Here is a 17,966-nt window from a genome sequence, read left to right as displayed (position 1 = left end):
TTATAATGGGCGATTAACTTCTTCCCTCCCTCTAAAGCCTCAGTGGGTGTTGCCGATTATGCTACGTATGGCCCAAGAAGCACTTACGTTTGACGACGTATTGCTCGTTCCCGGCTATTCCGACGTTCTCCCCAAGGACGTCAGTCTCCGGACCCGCCTGACTCGCGACCTCTTCCTCAATATTCCCCTCGCCTCCGCCGCCATGGATACCGTCACCGAAGCCCGCCTGGCCATCGCCATGGCCCAGGAAGGTGGCATCGGCATCATCCACAAGAGCATGGGCATCGCTCAGCAGGCGCTGGAAGTGCGCAAGGTCAAGAAGCACGAGAGCGTCATCGTCAAGGATCCCGTCACCGTCGGACCCAAGGCCAAGCTGCAGGACCTGCTGGCGATGGCCAAGGAACACGGCTTCTCCGGCTTTCCGGTGGTCGAGGGCGAGACCCTGGTCGGCCTGGTGACCGAGCGTGACATGCGCTTCCAGCCCAACCATGGCGACAGCGTCGCCGACATCATGACCCCGAGCGATCGCCTGGTGACCGTGCCGGAAGGCACCCCGCTGGACGTCATCAAGGGCAAGATGCAGGAGCACCGGGTCGAGAAGATGCTGGTGGTGGACGGCGACTTCCGCCTGCGTGGCCTGGTGACCTTCCAGGACATCGAGAAGGCGCGCACCTTCCCCAGCGCCGCCAAGGACGCCGATGGCCGCCTGCTGGTCGGCGCCGCCGTGGGCACAGGTCCGGAAACCCCTGACCGGGTCAAGGCGCTGGCCGAGGCCGGCGTCGACGCCATCGTCGTCGATACCGCCCACGGTCATTCCCGTGGCGTGATCGAGCGGGTGCGCTGGGTCAAGGAGCACTTCCCGCAGATCCAGGTCATCGGTGGCAACATCGCCACCGCCGACGCCGCCCGGGCGCTGGCCGAGGCCGGTGCCGACGCGGTCAAGGTGGGCATCGGTCCCGGCTCCATCTGCACCACCCGCATCGTCGCCGGTGTCGGCGTGCCGCAGATCACCGCGGTGTCCAACGTGGCCGAGGCGCTCAAGGAGTTCGACATCCCGCTGATCGCCGACGGTGGCGTGCGCTTCTCCGGCGACATCGCCAAGGCGGTAGCCGCCGGTGCCAGCTGCATCATGGTCGGTGGCCTGCTGGCCGGCACCGAGGAGGCGCCGGGCGAGGTCGAGCTGTTCCAGGGGCGTACCTACAAGGCCTACCGTGGCATGGGTTCCATGGGCGCCATGTCCCAGACCCAGGGCTCCAGCGATCGCTACTTCCAGGACAAGGACGACGGCGTCGAAAAGCTGGTGCCGGAAGGCATCGAAGGCCGGGTGCCCTACAAGGGTGTGATGGGTGCCATCGTGCACCAGCTGATGGGTGGCCTGCGTGCCTCCATGGGCTACACCGGCTGTTCCAGCATCGACGAGATGCGCACCAAGCCCGAGTTCGTCAAGATCACTGGCGCCGGCTTCAACGAGTCCCACGTTCACGACGTCCAGATCACCAAGGAAGCGCCCAACTATCGAGCAGGGTAGGCGCTGACGTGACGCGCCAGGCGTATCGCACCAGACGCGTCGCACCAGAGGGCGCGCGGGGCGACTCGCCCCTCGTCGCCCTGAGCTGGAAGCGGTCCGCCGCTTCCAGCTTTTCGCTTTTCGATTGCTCGGCCCACCGGCCCCACTGCCTGCAAGGTAAGTCCCCATGACCGATATCCACGCCCACAAGATCCTGATCCTCGACTTCGGCTCCCAGTACACCCAGCTGATCGCTCGCCGGGTGCGCGAGATCGGCGTCTACTCCGAGATTCGCGCCTTCGACATCACCGAAGAGGAGATCCGCGAGTATCGCCCCAACGGCATCATCCTGGCCGGTGGCCCGGAGTCGGTGACCGAGCTGGACTCGCCGCGGGCGCCGGCCTGCGTGTTCGAGATGGGGCTGCCGGTGTTCGGTATCTGCTACGGCATGCAGACCATGGCCGAGCAGCTGGGTGGCAAGGTCGAGGGCTCCAATAAGCGCGAGTTCGGCTACGCCCAGATCCGCCTGGACGCCGAGACGGCGCTGTTCAAGGACATCAAGGATCACGTCGATCCGGATAGCGGGCGCGGCCTTTTGGACGTGTGGATGAGTCACGGTGACAAGGTCGCCCAGGTGCCGGAGACCTTCACCGTCACCGCCTCCACCCCGAGCTGCCCGATCGCTGCCATGGCCTGGGAGGAAAAGCGCTTCTACGGCGTACAGTTCCACCCCGAGGTCACCCACACCCTGCAGGGTCAGCGCATCCTCGAGCACTTCGTGCTGGAGATCTGTGGCGCCGAGCGCAACTGGACGCCGGCCAAGATCATCGAGGACCAGATCGCCCGGGTGCGCGACCAGGTCGGTGACCGCCACGTGCTGCTGGGACTGTCAGGCGGGGTCGACTCCTCGGTGGTCGCGGCCCTGTTGCACAAGGCCATCGGCGATCAGCTGACCTGCGTGTTCGTCGACAACGGCCTGCTGCGCAAGAACGAAGGCGACCAGGTGATGGAGACCTTCGCCCAGCACATGGGCGTGCGGGTGATCCGCGTCGACGCCGAAGAGCTGTTCCTCGGCAAGCTCGAAGGAGAGGCCGACCCCGAAGCCAAGCGCAAGATCATCGGTAACACCTTCATCGACGTCTTCGACAGCGAAGCGGCCAAGATCGAGGGCGTGGACTTCCTGGCCCAGGGCACCATCTACCCGGACGTGATCGAGTCGGCCGCCGCCAAGACCGGCAAGGCCCACGTGATCAAGTCCCACCACAACGTCGGTGGCCTGCCGGAGACGATGAAGCTCAAGCTGGTCGAGCCGCTGCGTGAGCTGTTCAAGGACGAGGTGCGCAAGCTCGGCCTGGAACTCGGCCTGCCCTACGACATGGTCTATCGTCACCCCTTCCCGGGGCCGGGCCTGGGCGTGCGTATCCTCGGCGAGGTCAAGAAGGAGTACGCCGACATCCTGCGCGAGGCCGATGCCATCTTCATCGAAGAGCTGCACAACTCCGGTTGGTACCACAAGACCAGCCAGGCCTTCGCGGTGTTCCTGCCGGTCAAGTCCGTCGGTGTGGTCGGTGATGGCCGCCGCTACGAATGGGTCATCGCCCTGCGTGCCGTCGAGACCATCGACTTCATGACCGCCCGCTGGGCGCACCTGCCCTACGAACTGCTGGAGAAGGTCTCCAACCGCATCATCAACGAACTGTCCGGAGTCTCCCGCGTCACCTACGACGTCTCGTCCAAGCCGCCGGCGACGATCGAGTGGGAATGATCCCTTCTCCGACGACCTGACAGCGTCGGTGCAATGATCGAAAACCACAACACCCGCCACTTGGCGGGTGTTGTGCGTTCAGGTGCAGACGATTGGACCGGGCCAGGCGGGTCATCTGACTGGCTCCAACGCGGTGGTGCCCGGTACCGGCTCTCGATCTGTCATGGCGTGGGTGTCGATGAATACGCTGAAACAGGTGAGTTTGATGGTTATTGATCCCCTGTGGGAAGGAACGCTACTGCTGGTCCCCATCCCCCCTCACCATGTCCGTATTGGCGCCGGCTTGATTGAAGCCGTCGTACACCCTTGGTGACTGGGGTGAAGCCATCGCGAAGGAGTTTTTCTGGCACAAGGGGCGGGTGAGGGTTGTCAGTTGACAACCATGAGTGGCCGTTCCCATACTGGAGGCAAGGAATGACTCGTCCATCGCACCCGAAAAAGGAGATTGAAGCCGCGATCAGGCACGCGGAAGGGGAGGGCTGGCGAGTTGAAGTGGGTGGTGGACATGCCTGGGGAAGGATCTACTGTCCCTACAATGACGACGACTGCCGCTGTGGTGAGTTCTGTATCGCGAGTGTGTGGAGTACACCGAAAAATCCTGGTAGCCACGCCCGGGCGCTACGCAGGGTGGTGGACAAGTGCGCCATGCATAGGCGCCAGGGCGGAACGGAACCGGAGGATTGAGCCGTGGAGTATATTTTTACACTGAAATACCAACTGGCTGACCACGACTGCGACCCGGATGCCCTGGTGGAGCGCCTTGGCGCTGCGGGTTGTGACGATGCTCTGGTGGGCGTGGGACTGCCGGGGCGCCTGGCGCTGGAATTTTCCCGGGAAGCAGACAGTGCCGAAGAGGCGATGCGCTCTGCCTTGTCCGACGTCAAGAGCGCCGTGTCGTCGGCACGTCTTATCGAGGCTTCGCCGGACCTGGTGGGTTTGACCGATGTGGCGGATGTTGTGGGTGTTTCCCGACAGGCAATGCGCAAGTTGATGCTTTCCCACCGAGCGACGTTTCCCGTTCCGGTTCACGAAGGTAGCGCCTCGATCTGGCATCTCGCCGAGGTGCTTGAGTGGCTCAAGGGCAGGGGAGGCTACACGATAGATGCCGGTGTGCTGGAAGTGGCGAAGGTGGCTTTGACGGTGAATATTGCCAAGGAGACCCAGCGCCACCCCGTGCATACCGGTGGGGATATGGAGCTTCTGACCGCCTAGTCCTTCTTATAGCCCATAACATGGCCCGTAACAGGGCCCGTCGCATATACGGTCGGACTATCGTTACGACCTTCACTGGCTCTGTGGCCAGCAAGGAAACGTCATGTGGGTGAGGATGATCGGTTACGTTTACCAATCATGGGCTCAAGATCCTTGATGCTCAGGCTCCTGCGCTCCATTTCAAATTTGATTGCCTCCACGGGGTCAGGAAGATCCATCGGGAAATGTCTGGATTCGTAGGCCTCGATAAGGGTAGTCATGACGTCCAGTCGTTCGCCTTCTGGCGTGTGCGGTTCGGCCATCATCAGGCTTTCAATTTCTGTCAGCGCCGCATGGTAGTCGGCCTCTGTTCTGATCGGCTTGATATCCATGATGTCCCTCCGAAGTTCAGACCGTCTGTACATCGATCTTGTCATACTGCGCATGGGTACCGATGAAACGGATGTAGACAACCCTGTAGGCGTAGTTGATCCAGACGACGAGTCGATACTTGTTTCCAGCGATATTGAACACCGCCCGACCATCTTTGAGAATGCTGGCGTTTCTGAAATCGAGCTTCCATAAACCACAACACCCGCCACTTGGCGGGTGTTGTGCGTTCAGGTGCAGACTATTGGCCCGGGCCTGGCGCACCATCAAGCCGCGCCGGTCGGGGACTCTGTCGTTCAATCGCTCTCGTACAGTTCTGCCTTGGCGTCACGCATGATGTCCTCGCAGGCGGCCTGCTGGGCCAGCTCGGTCATCAGGGTCTGGGAAAGGGCAAAGCCCTTGCCCAGGCAACGATCCACATCGTCCTTGGCGATGGAGGGCTGGACATCCACATCCAGAATCAGGGTGCGGCGGCCTCCTTCGAGACGGTCTGCCATCTGCCTGAGCTGCCAGGCCAGGCGATTCTTCCAGCTTGCGGTCTGCTCTGCGCCCTCGGTCACGTTGAGGGTACATTGCCACTGAGGTTTGTAGACCTTCATGTGAACCTCCTTGCTGGTGAAGTGAGCGATCTCCTGTTCTTTCATCACGTTCAGGTCCCAGCATACTCGCATATGACGTCCTTGCCACTCCCTCCCTCGGGGGCGCTACCTCAACCCTGTTGGGTCGTCTCGTGTAAGTGAGTCCTTGCTGGGGGATTTGGGCACTATCCTTCCTCTGGGTTGAAACTTCGCTGGCGGCACAGTGCCGCAGGAAAGGTATGCCGGAAGGAAGCGGCTACACTGAGTCTGGGCGACAAGGAGTGCTGCGATGCAGTGGGGCGGGGGAGGTGAGTCGGGCAGAGGCATGGGGCGGATTTGGCTTTTGTTGACCGCGATGGTGGTGCTGCTGGCGTGGGAGCTGGCGGGGGAGGCCTCTCGCCCACAGCCCAATGTGTCGCTGTGGGTACTCGACCACCAGGGGCAGCAACCACCGGAGAAAGGAGCGCTTTCTACGGTTACCGCAGAGTCTCTCGATGAGCAGGTCAGCCTGGGACTCAAGGCGCATCCGGTATGGCTGCGACTGAGGGTGGTGGGTGCTCTGCCCGGGCAGCGCCTGGTGCTGTCCAATCCTCTGGTTCAGGGAGTCGAGCTGCTGGTCTGTGACGAATCGGGGTGTCGCCCCGTCGCGAGGGAGACGCATTTTGCCGATGATCCGGGGCTCGCTGCTGCCTTGCCCCAGTTCCGCTTGCCTGTGGCAACGAATGAACTGCTGTTGCGCGTCGAGACCGATCAGGCGATACGCTTCAATGTGCAGGTACTGGATGACGTCGATCTACACCGTTACTGGCGTGACTTGTTGCTGGGGCAGGGGCTCTATTTCGGCTTGATCGCGGGCCTGGTGATCTACAACAGCCTTCTGCTGTTCAGTCTTCGCGATACCAACTACCTCTGGTATCTGGGGTTCTTGAGTGGAGCGGGCGCTTACTTCTTGTGTCAGAACGGCTTGCTGCTGCTTTATTTTCCGCAGATGGGGGCACGCCTGAACGAGGCCTTGCTGCTGACGGCCCTGTCGGTGATCAGCATCTGCGGGTTGCAGTTCTGCCGGCGTTTTCTGATGACGGCGCGCCAGGACCCGAGAGTGGACTCGTTGATGCGGTGGCTGTGCTGGCTCCTGGCGCTGGCCGCCGCCATCGCCTGGCTGCTGCCGAGCTTCTTGACCGTGGTGTTCTATTCGCTGCTGGGGGTGCTGACGCTAACGGCTTTTCTGCTGTCGTCGGTGCGTGGCTTGTGGCGTGGCTTTCGCCCCGCTCAGTGGCTGTTGATGGCATGGTCGGTGCTGGTGGTCGGGGTGGTCCTGTTGCTGCTGGTGACCTATGGGTTGTCCCCCCACAACTTCTGGACGCTGCACGGTTTCCAGATCGGTTCCGCGCTGGAGGCCATCCTCTTGTCGCTGGCCCTGGCCGATCGCATCAGTCTGTTGCAGCGCGAGCGAGAGACGCTGCTGGAGGAGAAGGCGCGGTTGCACGGCATGAGCTATCTCGATGGTCTTACTGGTGTGCACAATCGCCGCTATCTCGATGAAGCCTTGCCCGCTGCGGTGGCCCAGGCCGAGGTAAGCGGGCGACCACTGTCGTTGATCATGCTGGATATCGATAACTTCAAGCGATTCAACGATGGCTGGGGGCATGCCGAAGGTGATCGCGCGCTGCAGCATCTGGGCAAGGTGATCGAGGAGGTCGTGCGCGACATCGATCCGGTGTGTCGTTACGGGGGAGAAGAGTTCGTGATTCTGCTCAAGGAGCGCGACGAGCATCAGGCGCTGGATATCGCCGAACGCATTCGCAAGGGTCTGGCGACAACGCCCTTGACGCTGCTCACCGGAGAGCAGGTGTTGTTGACCTGTACTCTGGGGGTGGCCAAACGACTGGAGGGCGAGAGCGCCTCAGCACTGTTGCGGCGGGCCGACCAGGCGCTGTATCGAGGCAAGTACGCCGGCCGCGATCGGGTGGTGCTGAATGCCTCCGGTGGCGTCGCCTCGACAACCTCATGAAGGTACCTTCTGAAGTCTGGCGTCTGGCCGGTTCCCTGATCTTCGACATGCGCAGGCGGAGAACCCTTGGCAGGATGGCGGTCCAAGATGCGTCACATGTTGCCACAGCAGTGTGCCAGCATCGTTTCTTCAACACCAAGGGGGCACCATGAAACCGACTCCAGGAACTCTACGCCAGTCGCGTCTGTGGGGGACGGCCTGGCTGTTGCTGCTGATGGCCGGTTGTACCGGGGCGTCGTCGAGTGGCACCGGGTCGAGCGAGTCGTTCCAGGCAGAGGCGTCCAGCCTGGCGCCACTTCCTGCGAGCTTTCGTGGTGAACTGTCCTGTGATGACTGCAAGGCGGTACGTCTCGATCTGGCGCTCGATGACGGGGGGCGATATCTGCTCAAGGAGACGCATCTGGGACCCGGCGAGCAACCTCGCCGCCGCCACCGTGGTCAGTGGCAGTTGACGGATGGCGAACTGTCGCTGGGCGAGCCCGCCCCGGAGGCGGCGCAGCGGTGGCAAGTCGTGCAGGGTGGCGATCTTGTGTCGCAGGCGTCGCGTACGCCAGATGGCGAGGCTGCCCGCCTGGCGCGGCTGCCCGAACCGCTGCACGAACCACTGGAAGAGCGCTACTGGAAGCTGGTGCAAGTCGACGGAGAAGTCGCTGTCGACGGTTCTGCGCATATCGTGCTGCACACCCAGGAGGGCCGTCTGGCCGGATCCGGAGGGTGCAACCGCCTGATGGGAAGTTACCAGCGGGAGGGGGATGCGCTGTCGCTGGCCCCGCTGGCCACTACCAGGAAGGCCTGCCAGGGGCCTGTCATGGCCCAGGAGCGCGCGCTGGTCGAGGCACTGGGGGCCACCAGAGCGTTTCGTCTACTGGCCGATGAACTTGAACTGCTCGATGAAAATGACAAGGTGCTGGCGCGATTCGAGGTGGTGCACCTGACCTGAGTCCTGCCTCAAGGCAGGCTTTGACGGGCGGCATTAGATTGGCGTGGGAGCGATGACCTGGCGCTGTCCGGGTGGTCGCTTGGCGCTTGCCGGCTAGAGCGGCGGAGGGACCTGCTCCTCTGACTCATCGCTGATGATCCGGTCCCGACCTTCGGCCTTGGCTCGGTAAAGCAGGTGATCGGCGCGATTGATCAGCAGATCATAGTGCATGCCGGGCGTATGGCTGGTCACGCCGACGCTGACGGTCAAGGAAATGACGTCGCCGTTGTGCATGATGGGCAGGCTGCGAAGGCGCTCCTGGAAACCTTCGAGCACCGGCAGGATCTCGTTCAAGTCGGCGCCGGGGAAGATCAGCAGGAATTCCTCGCCGCCCCAGCGGCAGAGTACATCCGAGCGGCGAAAGTGGCGCACCAGCAGATCGGAAATCTGGATCAGGCACTGGTCGCCGACCTTGTGCCCATGCTTGTCGTTGATCAGCTTGAAATGATCGATATCGATCAGCGCGAGGCTGTAGGGCGTGTTGGTGCCATCCTGTCTGTCGCCTGATAACTGGCGCAGGTATTCGCCGGCAAAACGACGGTTGTGCAGGCCGGTGAGGGCATCACGGGTCGCCATGCTGGTCAGCGTTTCTTCCTGGGTCTCGTAGACGTGGCGGGCCAGCATGGCGAAGCCGACCATGGTGAACAGCGCACAGGAGAGGTTCAGGGTCGCCAGCATCAGCGGGAAGCCGGGGCCGCTTTCCAGCGGAAACATCTGGGACAGCGGGAACTCCAGGAACAGGAAGATCAGCATCCCCATCAGGCCGAGCACCAGCGCGACCCACTTGACCGAGTGGGTGACGGCCGCCCAGCAGGACAGTGTCAGCAGGTAGAAGTGAAAGCCGGCGGAGGTACCCAGGATCACGGTGGCGATGATGGCGTGGCAGTAAGCCTCGGTGGTGATCAGGTAGACCGCGCGGTCCTGCTCGCCATGTTGATTGGCGAGATAGGCGCCAAGCCACATGGCGACGCTGATCACGTTGATCAGTGCCAGCAGCGAGTGATCGAGCACCCAGAACAGTGGAATGAAGAGGAAGTGCACCGCCGCACCCATCAGACTGGCCCAGCGGGTGAGCAGGTGCTTGCGAAGATTGCGGTGTCGAATGTTGTCCGGGCGTTGTGCGGCAGCCTGGGTCAGGGGGGAAAATGGGGCCATGCACGGAAACTCGCTCTCGGTGGAAGTAGTCGTCGAAGCGTTCCAACGAACGGTAGAGTCCTCGCAGTTCTATCGAATCCCGTGCCCGGAAGCAGTGTCAGGGCAGGGCTCATGCCTGGGTACGAGCCCCTGCCGGGCACTGCGATGCTACTTAACTGTAGCAGTTTCGTCAGTCGAAAGGCGTCGCTGCGCTACGGTAATTCAGCGCTGTGATAAACGTTCTGGACGTCATCGAGGTCGTTGAGCATGTCGAGCAGCTTTTCGAACATGGCCAGGTCATCCCCCTCCACCGGCGTGGTGGCCTGGGGCAGGAACTGGATCTCGTCGATCTCGAACTCCTCGGCGCCGAGGGATTCGCGCAGCGCCTGACGCGCCTTGGCGTAGTCGGTCGGCGGAGCAAACACGGTGATCAGGCCGTTCTCGTTCTCGATGTCGGTGACATCCACGTCGGCTTCCATCAAGGCTTCCAGCGCGGCTTCTTCATCCTCGCCGGTGTAGGCGAGGATCGCCAGATGGTCGAACATGTGGCTGACGCTGCCCGGTGTGCCGATCTTGCTCTTGGTCTTGGTGAAGCAGGCACGAACGTCGCCGAAGGTCCGGTTGGGATTGTCGGTCAGACATTCGACGATCACCATGGCGTTGCCGGGACCGAAGCCCTCATAGCGTGCCAGCGAGTAGTCCTCGCCGCCGACGCCCGACGCCTTCTCCAGCGCCCGATCGATGACATGACCCGGTACCTGGTCCTTCTTGGCGCGGTCGAGAAGGCTGCGCAGCGACAGATTGGCGTTCGGATCGACGCCTCCGGACTTGGCGCAGACGTAGATCTCGCGTCCGTACTTGCTGTAGACCTTGGTCTTGGCGGCGGCCGTCTTGGCCATGGATTCCTTGCGGTTCTGGAAGGCCCTGCCCATTGCGTATTCCTGTGGCGTGTCTACACGAGTCTGGAATTCTACGAGAGTCCGCCCCTCGGCGAGAAGTCTTATTTCCCCTCGGCTTGCCCGGGATCGCCTGGAAGACGAACCGGCTTGACTGTCTACACTGTGGTGAATCGATCAAGGAGACGGCCAATGGATCACCATCAGTACCGCCAGGCCCTGGCGGTAGAGCACGCCGGAAGCGAACTGCCGTTTGCCGCCGAGGAGTTCGATCGCCGGCTGGCGCGCGCTCGCGATGCCATGCAGCGACAGGGGATGGACGCTCTGCTTCTGTGCCAGGCGGCGGACATCTTCTATCTGTGTGGCTATCACACCTTCGAAGTCTCCGTGCACGCGGCCCTGGTGGTCACCCCTTCGCACACGCTGCTGCAGGTGGCGTCCATCGAGACCGGGCCCGCCGTGGTGACGGCGAGGGTCGATGAAGTGGTCGGCTATCGCTGGGAAGCCCTCGATGAGGTGATCGATCCGTTGGCTGACGCCTTGGCGGACAGTCACGACATCGGCATCGATGGCAGCAGTAGCGGTCTACGGTTTGGCCTGATGCGTCATCTGCAGGGGCGACTCGGTGGCGATCGCTTCCATGATCGTGCCGGTGGCCTGATGGCGAGCCTGAGACTGGTCAAGAGCGACGCCGAACTCGATTGCCTGACGCGCAGCGCCAAGATGACATCGCTTGGGCTTGCGCGTGCCATCGAGGTGGTCGAGCCCGGTGTCACCGACAACCAGGTGGCCGCCGTCGGTGCCCAGGTGATGCTCGAGGCCGGCAGCGAATTTTTCAGCCTGGCCCCGATCGTCACCAGCGGGTCGCGCAGTGGCATCATCCACGTCAACCACAAGCGCCGGGGCATCGCTTCGGGCGATGCGGTGTTCCTCGAGTTTGGCGCCGTCTGGCAGCGCTACACCGCGCCGACCATGCGCACGGTGGTGGTCGGGCCGATCAGCGACGAGATGCGCCTCGCCGCCGACCTGTGTGTCGAGATGGAGGCCCGCATGTGCGAGGCCATGACGCCGGGCACACCTTTCGAAGACGTCGCCCGGCTCGCCGATGCTATCCTGGCGCCACACCGCGAACGCTTCTTCCATTCGGGGGTTTACGGCTACGCGGTCGGTGCCCAGTTTCCGCCGAGCTGGGTGGAAGGCACTGGTTTTCTCGCCGCCGGGCAGACCACGCCGCTTGCCCGCAACATGGTCTTCCACCTGCCGCTGTGTCTGCGCTTGCCGGGAGGTTTCGGCATCGGTCTAAGCAATACGGTGAGGGTCACCGATCGAGGCGCGATGCGCCTGACCGACCATGACATGGCACTGGTGCACCGACCTTGACAGGACACGCCGCATGAACGGCACAAGGGTATGATGAGCGGCTGGCGTCATGCGATACGAGAGCGGAACATGCTGCGTTTTTTCGAGAGGCTGGTGGATCCCTATCCCGACCAGCCCGAGTCGGTACCCGCGGACCGGTTGTGGCCCTTCGTGCTCCACTACTCGCGTCCCTTCACCGGGCTGTTGGCGGCCATGGCGGTGGTCACGGCGCTGGTCTCCATCGCCGAGGTGGTGTTCTTCACCGCCATGGGCGAACTGGTGGACTGGCTGGCCGAAGCCGACCGTGAGGGCTTTGTCGACACCCACCTGACCAGCTTGATCGGCCTGGGAGCGGCGGTGCTGGCAGGACTGCCACTTCTGGTGTTTTTGCTGTCGTTGATCACCCACCAGGGAATCTTCGGCAACTACCCCATGCTCGGGCGCTGGCTCTCCCATCGGCTGATGCTCGAGCAGAGCCTGTCGTTCTTTCATGACGAGTTTGCCGGGCGCGTCTCGCAGAAGGTGATGCAGACCGCGCTGGCCATGCGCGAGACCGTCACCAAGGTGCTCGACATGCTGGTCTATGTGCTGGTGTATTTCACCGGCGCGCTGGTGGTGCTGGGGGCCGCCGAGCCCTGGTTGATGGCTCCTCTGGTGCTATGGCTTGCGGGCTACCTGGCATTGATGAGGGTTTTTATCCCCCGGCTGCGCCGAGTGTCCATGGCCCAGGCGGACGCGCGGGCAGTGATGACCGGGCGGGTCGTGGACAGCTACAGCAATATCCAGACGATCAAGCTGTTTGCCGATGCCGGGGCGGAGCGGGCCTACGCCCGGGAAGCCATGGATGGCTTCATGGGAACGGTACATCGGCAGATGCGCCTGGCCACCTGGCTATCGGTGTCGTTGGCGACCCTCAATACCCTGCTGCTGGTGGGTATGGCGGGACTGGTCGTACTGGCCTGGTATCACCGCTGGGTGTCCCTTGGTGAAACGGCGGTGGCGATCGGTCTGGTCATGCGGGTGCGCTCCATGTCCGACTGGATCCTGTGGGAAGTCGCTGGCCTGTTCGAGAATGTCGGCACCGTTCAGGACGGTATCAACACCCTGTCGCGTATCCCCGAAGTGCAGGATCGACCAGCGGCCCCTGCGCTGCGGGTCCAGCACGGCGAGATTCGTTTCGAGGACGTGGTCTTTGGCTACGCCCGGGGAAGCCAGGTGGGCCCCAGGGTGTTCGACGGTTTCGATCTGAACATTTCCCCGGGCGAAAAGGTGGGCATCATCGGCCGCTCCGGCGCCGGCAAGTCGACCCTGGCGTCGCTGCTGATGCGCTTTCATGATCTGCAGGCCGGGCAGATAACGATCGATGGTCAGAATATCGCCGAGGTCACCCAGGCATCGCTGCGTCGACAGATCGGTATGGTGACCCAGGATACGTCCCTGCTGCATCGATCGCTGCGCGAGAATCTGACCTACGGTTGTCGAGACTGCAGCGAAGAAAGGTTGTGGCAGGCGGTGCGTCAGGCGCATGTTCACGAGTTTATCGAGGATCTGGTCGATCCTCATGGGCGTCGGGGCCTGGATGCCCAGGTGGGAGAGCGCGGTGTGACCCTGTCCGGGGGGCAGCGCCAGCGGATCGCCATCGCTCGGGTGTTGCTCAAGGATGCGCCGATCCTGGTGCTCGACGAGGCCACCTCGGCGCTGGACTCCGAGGTGGAAGCGGCAATTCAGCAGCATCTCTATACCCTGATGGAGGGCAAGACCGTCATCGCCATCGCCCATCGCCTGTCGACCATCGCCATGCTCGATCGACTGGTAATCATCGACAAGGGGCGCATCGTCGAGATGGGTGAGCACGAATCTTTGCTGGCCCGGGATGGCCTCTATGCTTCCCTGTGGCGCCGCCAGGTCGGAGGTTTTCTGGGGGAATGACGGACCATGGTCAGCTTGGTGTGATCAAGAAACTAGGCGGTTTAATGCGCGAGTGGTGCGCAAGTACTGCGCAAGTAGTGCAGGGTTGGCTATGATCACTCGTCCATGCCCAAGACAGTCGACGGAATCTGGATGCGCACCTTCCACATGAATGCTCTAGAGGCGAAACGACGACGTGTCCGTGTCAGTTGATCCATCCCCCTTTGTGACGAATGCGTCCGACTCGGGGCGTCGTCGTGCCATTGCGCTCTATGTGACCGCCTTGATGCTGCTGGTCGCCAGCATCGTGTGGACCCTCAGGGGCCAGTATCTGGCCGAGGTGGAGCGTGTGGAGCAACGTCTCGACGCGCGAGCGGAGGTGGTCGAGGCGCTGGTGGCCGAGCCTTTTGACGTCGCGACTCACGCGCTTGCCGGGCTACTGGCTCTCGATGAAATGATCAATCCTGCCGGCAATGGACCGCCGATGGCACCCTTGCTCAGGGAGCGAACCAGGTCCCTTCCCCTGGTAGAAGACCTGGCGATCCTCTCGGACCCGACAAGCGCAGAAGCTCGCTTTTTCGAGGGTTGGTTACCCCAGGATGCGTTTCTTCGACAGTTGGCCGGATTGAGGAGGGGAGAGACCCTGGTTTCGTCTCTGCACTATTCGCCGTCTGCCGGCGAATATCGCATGACTCTGGTGCAACGGAGCACGGCAGAGACCACTCAGATGCATGTTGCCATGGCATCGATCGACCCTCGGCCCCTGGCGGAAGCGATCAAGGGGTTCGGCCTGATGCAGGGAGAAAGCATCGCCCTGGTCGACAGCGAGGCACGGCTGGTGGTCCGCGTGCCTGCGGCTGGGCTGGCGCCGGGAGAATTGGTGTCGCAGGCGGGAAGTCGATCGCTGACCGCGGACGCGCCGGATACGCTTCACTTTCGTCAGCAATCCCCGCTGGATGGTCAGGAGCGGTTGTTCGTGGCGAGGCGAGTGGCCGAACTGCCTCTGTGGCTGGTGCTGGGCTACAGTCACGAGGCGTTGCTGTCGGGCTGGAGCCAGCGCCTGTGGCCACTGGTAGTGCTGGGGGCGTTGCTGGCCCTGCTCGGATTATGGTTGCTGCGTCACGTGCTGGCGCAGGGGCGTGCCCAGCTGGCGTTGCAGGGGGAGGTGGTCGAACGGCAGCGCGCCGAACAGGCCGCCCACCGCCGTGAAGCTCGCTTGAAGGCGTTGATCGGTTCCATGCAGGACCTGGTACTGGTGCTGGATCGCGGTGGCCACTTCTCCTTTGTCCATGCCGGAGACGAAGCCTTGCTGCTGGCACCGCCGGAGGTCCTGGTCGGCAGCCACTACCGCGCCTTTCTGCCGCCGGACATCGCCAGACGTCTGGACGAGGCGCTGGCCGAGGTGGCGGCCAGCGGTGAAGTACGTCGGTTTGATTATTCTCTGACCGTAGGTGGCGGCCCCCGTGACTTCAGTGCATTGATCAGTCCGCTGCTCAGCGGTGATGGGGAGCATGACGGTGTCCTGCTGGTAGTGCGTGATGTCACCCTGGAGCGGTTGCATCAGGCCAACATGAGCATTGCCGCGGTAGCCTTCGAGACCCACCTGGGCATGATGATCACCGATGTCGATGGCCGCATTCTCAAGGTCAATCGGACCTTTACCGACATCACCGGCTATCGCGAAGACGAGGTCCAGGGGAGTCGCCCAGACATCCTGCGCTCGGGGCGACATGACGAACACTTCTATCGACAGCTATGGCAGCGGATCGGCGATACCGGTGCCTGGCAGGGCGAGATCTGGAATCGTCGCAAGAGCGGAGACATCTATCCTCAATGGCTGACCATCAGCGCGGTGCGTGACGAGCGGGGCCAGCTGCGCAACTACGTGGCGACGCTCAGCGACATCACCGAGCGCAAGGCGGCGGAGGAAGAAATTCATCAGCTTGCCTTCTTCGACCCGCTGACGGGCCTGGCCAATCGACGCCTGCTGCTCGATCGACTCGGCGAAAAACTGGAACGTTGTCAGCGGGATGGCTGTTACGGCGCACTGCTGCTCATTGATTTCGATAACTTCAAGCAGGTCAACGATACCCTCGGCCACCACGGCGGTGACGAGCTGCTCAGAGAAGCCGCCCGTCGCTTCGAGTCGGTATTGCGCGAGGAGGATACTCTGGCACGTCTCAGCGCCGATGAGTTCGTGGTGGTCCTCGAAGGCGTGGGCGTGGAACTCGAGACCGCGGTGCGCGTGGCCGATACCGTTGCTCGCAAGCTGCTGAACACGCTGGATATGCCGGTCTGGATCGAAGGACGTCCGGTGTCGCCGAATGCGCGCGTCGGTATCAGTCCGTTTCGCGACGAGGTCTCTCGCGAACGGTTGTTGCAGCAGGCCGACATGGCCTTGTTCCAGGCCAAGAGTCAGACCGCCAGCGACGTCTGCTTCTTCGACCCGGGGATGCAGCGACGGATGCAGCAGCGTGCTCAGCTATACGAAGACCTGCTTGGCGCGCTGGCGCGCTCTGAGCTGTATCTCGTCTACCAGAAACAGGTCGATCAGCTTGATTGTGTCACCGGGGTCGAGGCGCTGATCCGCTGGCGACACCCCGACAGGGGCCTCGTTCCGCCGTCCGAGTTCATTCCGCTGGCCGAGGAGCGCCCACTGATCCATGAACTCGGTCTCTGGGTCATCGAGCAGGCCTGCCTGACGCTGGTGGATTGGGTGCAGCAGGGTGATGACACCACCAGGACCGTGTCGGTCAACGTCAGTCCCAGGCAGTTTCAGGATCCCGGCTTCGTTGCCCGGGTCAGTGATATCCTCGCGCGCACCGGGGCGCCGGCCCGGCGTCTCAAGCTTGAGGTGACCGAGTCGCTGTTCGTGGCGGATCGCGACGGGGTCGAGCGCACCATGACGCGGCTCAAGGCACTGGGCGTGACCTTCGCGCTGGACGACTTCGGCACCGGCTACTCGTCGCTGGCCTATTTGAAGCGTCTGCCGCTGGACGAGCTGAAGATCGACCAGTCCTTCGTTCGCGACGTGCTCGACAACGCCACCAGCTCCGCCATCGTGGCAAGCACCATTGCCCTGGCGCGCAGCCTGGGGCTTGATGTGATCGCCGAGGGAGTGGAGTCAGCGGAGCAGCGGGACTGGCTTCATCGACACGGTTGCCACCGCTACCAGGGCTTTTTGTACGGACAGCCGGCGCCGCTGTCCGAGCTTGATTTCTCGACCTTGTAAGCGGCGGGCGCGGCCCGCCTGACGAACACCTGATGGAGCCTGCATGACCGCGCCTTTTTTCATCGACGCCTGGTCGTTTGGCCAGGAAGTCCGCCAGTTGCCCGAGCCAGCGCCAGGTCCGCTTCAGGCAGGCGCCTGGTACCACTTTCAGCGGGATGCCGATGCTACCTGCGAGCGCCTCGAGCTGGCAGGAATCCCCGAATCCGCCATCGACGGCGTGCTGGCCGAGGACACCCGGCCGCGCTTCGAGACCCTCGGCGACGGCAACTTCCTGTTGATTCTGCGTGGGGTCAACCTCAACCAGGGCGAGCAGCCCGACGACATGCTCAGTATCCGCATCCTCTATTACGATGGGGTGCTGATTTCCACCCGCAAGCTGCCTTCCCGGGCTATCGCCGACATACGCCGTGAGCTCGAGCAGGGCAAGGGGCCTGACGATCTGGGAGCAGTGGTGGTGGATATCATCGAGAAGCTCCACGAGCGCATCGAGGATTTCGTCGAGCCCTTCGACGCCACCATCGCCGCCCAGGAAGAAGAGCCTGAGGCCGACAACGCCGTCCTGATGTCGCTGAACAAGCGGTTGATCAAGCTGCGTCGCTTCCTCAAGCCCCAGCGCTACGCCATTGAAGCGATGATCGACAGCCTGCCACCGCTGCTTGCCGATGATCGATTCGATCTGGCCAATGCCCGCGACACCATCCAGCGAATCAACGAGTCGGTGGACTTCTATCTTGAGCACGTAGGCATGGTTCAGCAGTACCAGACCCATCAGCACACCGAAAAGGTCAACCGCAACACCTACCTGCTGTCGATCATCTCCGGCATCTTCCTGCCGATCAGCTTTCTGACTGGCCTGCTGGGCGTGAATATCGGCGGCATGCCTGGCGTCGACAATCCCATGTCCTTCGCCCTGTTCTGCACCTTCATGGTGGTGCTGGTGGCGGTGGAGCTGGTGGTGCTCAAGCGCTGGCGTTTTATCTAGGCCCCGTCAGCCACTTGAGCCAGCCGCTTGAGCC

The 17,966-nt window shown here is 62.7% G+C and carries 14 protein-coding genes; 9 read left to right on the top strand and 5 right to left on the bottom strand.

Features of this window, described 5'->3' with window-relative positions:
* Positions 1–58 precede the first annotated feature (58 nt).
* The 3 genes from guaB to NFH98_RS16320 all read left to right on the top strand — a co-directional run bounded on the left by guaB (position 59) and on the right by NFH98_RS16320 (position 4,484).
* Positions 59–1,528, top strand: coding sequence for an IMP dehydrogenase (gene guaB, locus NFH98_RS16330; RefSeq protein WP_348827044.1), 1,470 nt, complete (start codon positions 59–61; stop codon positions 1,526–1,528).
* Between the two features lie 166 nt (positions 1,529–1,694).
* Complete coding sequence (gene guaA, locus NFH98_RS16325) at positions 1,695–3,272, top strand: glutamine-hydrolyzing GMP synthase (RefSeq protein WP_045991086.1); 1,578 nt, start codon at positions 1,695–1,697, stop codon at positions 3,270–3,272.
* Positions 3,273–3,959: 687 nt separating this feature from the next.
* The gene (locus NFH98_RS16320) at positions 3,960–4,484 is read left to right on the top strand and encodes a helix-turn-helix transcriptional regulator (protein ID WP_287164291.1); all 525 of its coding nucleotides are present in this window, start codon (positions 3,960–3,962) and stop codon (positions 4,482–4,484) included.
* A 101-nt stretch (positions 4,485–4,585) separates the two neighbouring features.
* Here NFH98_RS16320 and NFH98_RS16315 read toward each other — a convergent pair whose 3' ends face one another.
* Genes NFH98_RS16315 through NFH98_RS16305 form a run of 3 tightly spaced genes read right to left on the bottom strand, consistent with a single transcriptional unit; the run spans position 4,586 to position 5,452 of the window.
* Positions 4,586–4,855 carry a helix-turn-helix domain-containing protein gene (locus tag NFH98_RS16315; RefSeq protein WP_502878753.1) on the bottom strand — a complete coding sequence of 90 codons (270 nt, stop codon included), beginning with the start codon at positions 4,853–4,855 and terminating at the stop codon, positions 4,586–4,588.
* Positions 4,856–4,871: 16 nt separating this feature from the next.
* The gene (locus NFH98_RS16310) at positions 4,872–5,153 is read right to left on the bottom strand and encodes a type II toxin-antitoxin system HigB family toxin (RefSeq protein ID WP_348827035.1); all 282 of its coding nucleotides are present in this window, start codon (positions 5,151–5,153) and stop codon (positions 4,872–4,874) included.
* Complete coding sequence (locus NFH98_RS16305; RefSeq protein WP_045991267.1) at positions 5,150–5,452, bottom strand: hypothetical protein; 303 nt, start codon at positions 5,450–5,452, stop codon at positions 5,150–5,152. Before NFH98_RS16305 ends, NFH98_RS16310 begins: the two co-directional genes overlap by 4 nt.
* A 322-nt stretch (positions 5,453–5,774) precedes the next feature.
* Between NFH98_RS16305 and NFH98_RS16300 the strand changes: the two genes are divergently transcribed.
* A complete protein-coding gene (locus NFH98_RS16300; RefSeq protein WP_348827034.1) occupies positions 5,775–7,442 on the top strand; it encodes a diguanylate cyclase in 1,668 nt (555 codons plus the stop codon).
* Positions 7,443–7,590: 148 nt separating this feature from the next.
* Positions 7,591–8,382, top strand: a complete 792-nt coding sequence (locus NFH98_RS16295) for an META domain-containing protein (RefSeq protein ID WP_348827033.1) — start codon at positions 7,591–7,593, stop codon at positions 8,380–8,382.
* A gap of 93 nt (positions 8,383–8,475) precedes the next feature.
* Here the strand turns inward: NFH98_RS16295 and NFH98_RS16290 are convergent, their stop codons facing one another.
* Both NFH98_RS16290 and NFH98_RS16285 read right to left on the bottom strand, forming a co-directional pair.
* Positions 8,476–9,576 carry a GGDEF domain-containing protein gene (locus tag NFH98_RS16290; protein ID WP_348827032.1) on the bottom strand — a complete coding sequence of 367 codons (1,101 nt, stop codon included), beginning with the start codon at positions 9,574–9,576 and terminating at the stop codon, positions 8,476–8,478.
* 191 nt (positions 9,577–9,767) lie between these two features.
* Entirely contained in the window at positions 9,768–10,487 is a 720-nt protein-coding gene (locus tag NFH98_RS16285; protein WP_108132350.1) for a YebC/PmpR family DNA-binding transcriptional regulator, read from the bottom strand.
* 156 nt (positions 10,488–10,643) lie between these two features.
* On the opposite strand from NFH98_RS16285, the gene NFH98_RS16280 reads away from it, so the two are divergent.
* The 4 genes from NFH98_RS16280 to NFH98_RS16265 all read left to right on the top strand — a co-directional run bounded on the left by NFH98_RS16280 (position 10,644) and on the right by NFH98_RS16265 (position 17,932).
* A complete protein-coding gene (locus NFH98_RS16280) occupies positions 10,644–11,831 on the top strand; it encodes a M24 family metallopeptidase (RefSeq protein ID WP_348827031.1) in 1,188 nt (395 codons plus the stop codon).
* A 69-nt stretch (positions 11,832–11,900) separates the two neighbouring features.
* A complete protein-coding gene (locus NFH98_RS16275) occupies positions 11,901–13,739 on the top strand; it encodes an ABC transporter ATP-binding protein (RefSeq protein WP_108132352.1) in 1,839 nt (612 codons plus the stop codon).
* Positions 13,740–13,920: 181 nt separating this feature from the next.
* Positions 13,921–16,950: a bifunctional diguanylate cyclase/phosphodiesterase gene (locus NFH98_RS16270; protein WP_222570049.1), complete on the top strand. Its 3,030-nt coding sequence runs from the start codon at positions 13,921–13,923 to the stop codon at positions 16,948–16,950.
* A 43-nt stretch (positions 16,951–16,993) separates the two neighbouring features.
* A complete protein-coding gene (locus NFH98_RS16265; protein WP_348827030.1) occupies positions 16,994–17,932 on the top strand; it encodes a CorA family divalent cation transporter in 939 nt (312 codons plus the stop codon).
* The last annotated feature ends 34 nt before the right edge of the window (positions 17,933–17,966 follow it).

Origin of the sequence: Halomonas sp. H33-56, assembly GCF_040147035.1 — a bacterium.
Lineage (GTDB): Bacteria > Pseudomonadota > Gammaproteobacteria > Pseudomonadales > Halomonadaceae > Halomonas > Halomonas litopenaei.
This window is presented reverse-complemented; position numbering and strand designations above follow the sequence as displayed.